This is a genomic window from Sphingomonas sp., from assembly GCF_031372575.1.
Lineage (GTDB): Bacteria > Pseudomonadota > Alphaproteobacteria > Sphingomonadales > Sphingomonadaceae > Sphingomicrobium.
In genome coordinates, this window is record NZ_JANMLM010000034.1 from 1 (window position 1) to 5,313 (window position 5,313).

A 5,313-nucleotide genomic window follows, 5' to 3' on the forward strand; every position below is an offset into this window, starting at 1 on the left:
GTCGCCGTCGTACAGATCACCCGCCGCGAGCTGCCCGATTTCGAGGAATGGCGAGCCCGGATCGAGCAGGCGCTCGACGCGCTCTCGTGGAAGAAGTTTGCCGCGCGAAACGTGGCGTTCACGCGATTTTTCGGTTCCGCCAAGCGCAGCCTTGGCGACGTCGCTTCGCAATTGCTCCGCCAGCCCGCGATTATGCGCCGCGCGGGCCTTGGCCTCGTCACTGTCAAAGTCGATCTTGCTGTCCAGCCGGGGTCCACTCATGGCTGACGTCGCTAGCGGCTAGAGCGTCGCTTGCAAAGCTACTGCGGCTGGTCGGCCCGCGCTTTAAGATAGGCATGGAACCGCGTCGCGCTCGGCCACCGTCATCTTCGAAAAGCGCGATTGCGCCACCACTGACATCAATTCGTTCTTGAGCTTGCGATTGCCGCTTGGAACGCCGGTCGTCATGAATTTTTCAAAATCGGCCCGCGAATAGCCGCTGGCGACGATCAGGTCGGGCGTGTCGCCCGGATTCCCCTTGAGTTCGGGCCCGTGGCATTCGGCGCAGGTCACCATTGTGATGTAACGCCCAAGTGCGTGCCGCGCACCAAGGTCGGGGGGCGCAAGGTTGCGGTCGCGCACCACCGATTGAGCAGCGGGCATCATCTTGCCTTCGGCAATCAGCTTTTGGGCATCGCCTTCAAATGGCAGCGGCTTGCCGGTCGGCGGCCCGGCCGGTTTGAGCGTACGCAAGAAAGCGGTCAGTGCGGCGAGATCGGCATCACCCAGATGCTGGAAAATCTCCGACGGCATCCCCCACAATTCGCGGCCGGCCGGATGTTCGCCTCGGTGCATCAGCCGCTTAAACTGTGCGTCGCTATAATTGGGCATCTCGCGAGTCAGATTGGACGCGTAAAGCTCGTAGAAGCGCTGGCCTTGAAGAGTCGGGGTATGACAACCGCGGCAACCAAGCACGGAGGCGATCCGCTCGCCATGCTTGACCAATGCTGCGGGATCTTTGGTCACCGCCCCGTCAAACGTCAGGGCAGCCTTGACCATTGGTGCAGTTGGCGCGCTCTGTCTGGAATCGCATCCCGACAAGCTGGCCACCGCCAGCAGCATGATCAATCGACGCATCCCCCGCCCTCTCCTGATGGGCGAGCGCCTTAACTTAAATCAATCGTTTCGGCTACGCCCCGATGATCTCGCGGCCGATCAGCATCCGGCGGATCTCGTTGGTGCCTGCGCCAATGTCGAGCAATTTGGCGTCGCGCATGAAGCGTTCGACCGGCCAGTCTTTGGTGTAGCCAGCGCCGCCGAGCGCCTGGACCGCCTCACCCGCGACCTTGAACGCCGACTCCGACGCCAGCAGGATAGCGCCCGCCGCGTCGAACCGCGTGGTCTTGCCCGCGTCGCAATTCTTGGCGACGGTATAGACGTAAGCGCGGGCCGAATTGAGCGCGACATACATGTCGGCGACCTTGGCCTGGATCAGCTGAAAGCTGCCAATCGCGGAGCCGAATTGCTTGCGCTCCCGGACGTACGGCACGACCACGTCGAGGCACGCCTGCATGATCCCGAGCTGGATTCCGGCGAGCACGGTCCGCTCATAATCCAGCCCGCTCATCAGCACCCCGACCCCGCCATTTTCGGGGCCCATGACATTTTCCGCTGGCACGAAGCAATCGTCGAATACCAGTTCGCTGGTGGGCGAGCCACGCATCCCGCACTTGTCGATCTTCTGGCCGATCGAGAAGCCCTCATACTCCTTCTCAATCAGGAAGGTCGTGATCCCGCGGCTGCCTTCGCCGGTCTTGGCATAGACCACCAACGTGTCGGCATATTCGGCGTTGGTGATCCAGAACTTCGTCCCGTTGAGGCGATAGCCATTGCCCGATTTCTCGGCCTTGAGCCGCATCGAGACGACATCGCTCCCTGCCCCCGATTCGCTCATCGCCAGCGCGCCGACATGCTCGCCCGAAATCAGCTTGGGGAGGTATTTCGCCTTTTGCTCGGCATTCGCCCAGCGGCTGATCTGGTTGACGCACAGGTTGGAATGCGCGCCATAACTGAGGCCTACCGAGGCCGACGCCCGCGCCACTTCCTCCTGCGCAACGACATGCTCGAGATAGCCCAGCCCGAGCCCGCCATCCTCTTCCGCGACGGTGATCCCATGCAGCCCGAGCGCGCCCATTTGCGGCCACAGCTCGATCGGGAAGCGGTCGTTGGTGTCGATCTCGGCGGCGATCGGCGCGATCTTATCAGTCGCAAACCGCTGAGTCGTGTCGCGGATCGTATCGGCCATTTCGCCAAGGTCGAAATCGAGGCCGGGCATGTCGGTCATTGGGGTCTCCTGCTGGCCAGCGCGCTAGCAGACAGGCAAGTGTTTGAACAAGGCGGTCGACGGGCCTATGTCGCCTGCAACCCCCAAGCGGAGATTACCAATGAGCACTGACCCGATCGTCATCTTGTCCACCGCACGCACCCCAATGGGCTCGATGCAGGGCAGCCTGTCCGACGCTTCCGCCACCGATCTTGGCGCAGCCGCGGTCCGCGCAGCGGTTGAGCGGGCGGGCGTAGACGGCGGCGATATCGACCGAATTTACATGGGCTGCGTGCTTCCCGCCGGCCTTGGCCAGGCCCCTGCCCGCCAAGCCGCGATCAAGGCCGGGCTGCCCAAATCGGTCCAGGCGACGACCGTCAACAAGGTCTGCGGATCGGGCATGCAGACGGTGATCATGGGCGCCGAGGCGCTCGCGTCCGGCAATGCCGATCTGATCGTTGCCGGCGGGATGGAATCGATGACCAACGCGCCTTATCTGCTCAAGAAGCATCGCGGCGGCGCGCGCATCGGGCATGATACTGCCTACGACCATATGTTTCTCGACGGGCTCGAAGATGCCTACGAAGAGGGTCGCGCGATGGGCAGCTTCGCGCAAGGTACCGCCGACGACTATCAGCTGACCCGCAAGGACATGGACGATTTCGCTTTGGCCTCGCTCAGCCGCGCCAAGGCGGCGATCGACAGCGGCGGGTTCAAGGACGAAATCGTGGCCGTCACGATCAAGGGCCGCAAGGGCGACACCATCGTCGACACCGACGAAGCCCCGGGCCGCGGCATGCCCGACAAGATCCCGACCCTCAAACCCGCCTTCGCCAAGGACGGCACGATCACCGCCGCGACCAGCTCGTCGATCAGTGATGGCGCTGCGGCGGTGGTGCTGTCGCGCAAATCCGACGCCGACGCCAAGGGCTACAAAGTGGTCGCGACGATCATCGCCACCGCTGCCCACGCGCGCGAGCCGTCCGAATTCACCATCGCCCCGGTCGGCGCGATCGAGAAATTGTTGAAGAAGGCCGGCTGGTCGGTTGGCGATGTCGACTTGTGGGAAGTGAACGAGGCGTTCGCCTGCGTCGCGATGTTCGCGATGAAGGACCTCGGCATCCCGCACGACAAGATCAACGTCCACGGCGGGGCGACCGCATTGGGCCACCCGATCGGCGCCAGCGGCACCCGGATCCTCGTTACTTTGATCAACGCGCTCAAGACCAAGGGCCTCAAGCGCGGCGTCGCAAGCCTGTGCATCGGCGGTGGCGAAGCGACGGCGGTGGCGGTCGAGCTGGCGTGATTTAGCGGTCGTTACGGGCGCGGTAGGCCGAACGCCTGATTGCTGCTATGCGACTCACCTCCAACAACAGGTGGGGAGAAATATGATGCGGATCGTTCTTTTAACGATGACGGCGCTGGCGCTGGTCGCGTGCCAGAAAACCGAGGTTGCGGCGAATGCCGAAGCCACCAACGACGTTGCGGTCGCCAATGATGCAATGGCTTCCAACGATGCGATGGCCGATGTCGCGGCGACGCCTGCGGCGTTCGAGATTAAGGGCACCAGCTGGGAATATATCGACGCCAAGACCAAGAAGCCGATCCAGGAGTCGATCGATGCCGACGGCAAGTATATCTCAACCAGCGGTGCCGAACATATGGATCATGGCACCGCGGTGATGAAGGACGGCAAGGCCTGCTTCACCAGCGCCATGACCAAGGAAGGCGAAATGTGCTGGACCGACCCCAAGATCGAAGTCGGCGGATCTGGCGAAACTACCAGTGACAAGGGCGAGAAATTGCCGATCAAGCGGGTCGCCTACGTCGCCAAAACGATGTGACGATCGCTTAATCCAAACGACTAAAGTGGCGGCGGTGGAGCGATCCAGCGCCGCCATTTCTATTTGGCCGGCTTGGCCCCGGCATAGGCCTGGCATTCAAGCTCGACCCTGGCGTTGAGCGCTAGCCCGTTGGTCCCAAACGCGCTTCTCGCGGGGAAGCGATGGCCGACGAAATAGCCCGCATAAACCTTGTTGAACGCGGGCCAATTGGCCATGTCCGACAGCATCACGGTGCAATGGATGACATCGCCCCAGCCAAGCCCCGCGCTTTTGAGCACGCCGCCGATATTGTCCATCATCTGGCGTGCCTCGGCGTCGAACTCTGGCGGCAGTTTGCCATCGGCACCGAGGCCGAGCTGGCCCGACAGATAGAGAATGTCCCCCGCCCGGACGGCGGTCGAGAATGGTCGGCCTTCAACCGCCTTGCCAAGATGCTCGACCGGTGGGCGCGGGGCGGCGAGCGACGGGGCAGCGAGTAACGACAAAGCGGCAAATCCAAGCATGATTTTCATGGCGCATCTCCTGACCGTGCGGGCACTGCGCCAAGCCTAGGCTAGCTACCCGCCAAAGCCAATCAAAAGGCGGCCCGGGTTTCCCCGGACCGCCTGATGGTTAGCGTCCTTGCGGTCGCCCTTACTGCTTAGCCGCGCTCGGGTTCCGGCGGCGGCGGCGGCGGTGGTGGTGGCGGCGGGCAGACGTCGGTCGCCAGTATCACCGAGCCATCGGCGCAGGTCTGCGTTGCAGGCGGCGGTGGCGGCGGTGGCGGCGGCGGCGGCGGCGGCGGCGGGGGTGCCGGCAGCTCGGCGCGGCCCGATCCGAAGCGGAACCCCAATCGGACGCCAATGCCCTTCTTGTCGCCTACGTCAGCCCAGGCTGCGAGGATCGGCCCGGCACCGTAAGCCGGTCCACCGATCCCGGCTTCGAACCGAGCCCAGGTGCCCTTGCCCGAATAGTCGAGGTCATAGTTATTGACCCCGTCGAACAGATTGACCCGTGCCTTGCCATCGAACTCGTGGAGCACGGTGGCATCGACATAAGGCCGCCAGCCGGTGCTTCCGAACACCGCGCGAACGCCGGCCCGGCGAACGCCTCTACGATCTCAACGTCGGCATCATCGGCGTGGCAGACGAACGCCACGAGCGGCCCCGCAAACCGCTGCTGCTTCTC

The 5,313-nt window shown here is 63.5% G+C and carries 6 protein-coding genes and 1 pseudogene; 2 read left to right on the forward strand and 5 right to left on the reverse strand.

From position 1 onward, the window contains the following. The 3 genes and pseudogenes from RMN73_RS02520 to RMN73_RS02530 form a co-directional block, all read right to left on the reverse strand. Positions 1-261 (reverse strand): annotated as a pseudogene (locus RMN73_RS02520) (methylcrotonoyl-CoA carboxylase); the annotation flags it as partial. Between the two features lie 63 nt (positions 262-324). Next, positions 325-1,116, reverse strand: a complete 792-nt coding sequence (locus RMN73_RS02525; RefSeq protein WP_309601744.1) for a c-type cytochrome — start codon at positions 1,114-1,116, stop codon at positions 325-327. A 52-nt stretch (positions 1,117-1,168) separates the two neighbouring features. Beyond that, a complete protein-coding gene (locus RMN73_RS02530; RefSeq protein WP_309601749.1) occupies positions 1,169-2,314 on the reverse strand; it encodes an acyl-CoA dehydrogenase family protein in 1,146 nt (381 codons plus the stop codon). Positions 2,315-2,423: 109 nt separating this feature from the next. Here RMN73_RS02530 and RMN73_RS02535 point away from each other — a divergent pair, with 109 nt between their 5' ends. Beyond that, positions 2,424-3,608, forward strand: coding sequence for an acetyl-CoA C-acyltransferase (locus RMN73_RS02535; RefSeq protein WP_309601745.1), 1,185 nt, complete (start codon positions 2,424-2,426; stop codon positions 3,606-3,608). An 85-nt stretch (positions 3,609-3,693) separates the two neighbouring features. Next, the gene (locus RMN73_RS02540) at positions 3,694-4,146 is read left to right on the forward strand and encodes a hypothetical protein (RefSeq protein WP_309601746.1); all 453 of its coding nucleotides are present in this window, start codon (positions 3,694-3,696) and stop codon (positions 4,144-4,146) included. A 59-nt stretch (positions 4,147-4,205) separates the two neighbouring features. Here RMN73_RS02540 and RMN73_RS02545 read toward each other — a convergent pair whose 3' ends face one another. Further along, positions 4,206-4,658: a RidA family protein gene (locus RMN73_RS02545; RefSeq protein WP_309601747.1), complete on the reverse strand. Its 453-nt coding sequence runs from the start codon at positions 4,656-4,658 to the stop codon at positions 4,206-4,208. A gap of 128 nt (positions 4,659-4,786) precedes the next feature. Continuing rightward, positions 4,787-5,209, reverse strand: a complete 423-nt coding sequence (locus RMN73_RS02550) for a hypothetical protein (RefSeq protein ID WP_309601748.1) — start codon at positions 5,207-5,209, stop codon at positions 4,787-4,789. Positions 5,210-5,313 lie beyond the last annotated feature (104 nt).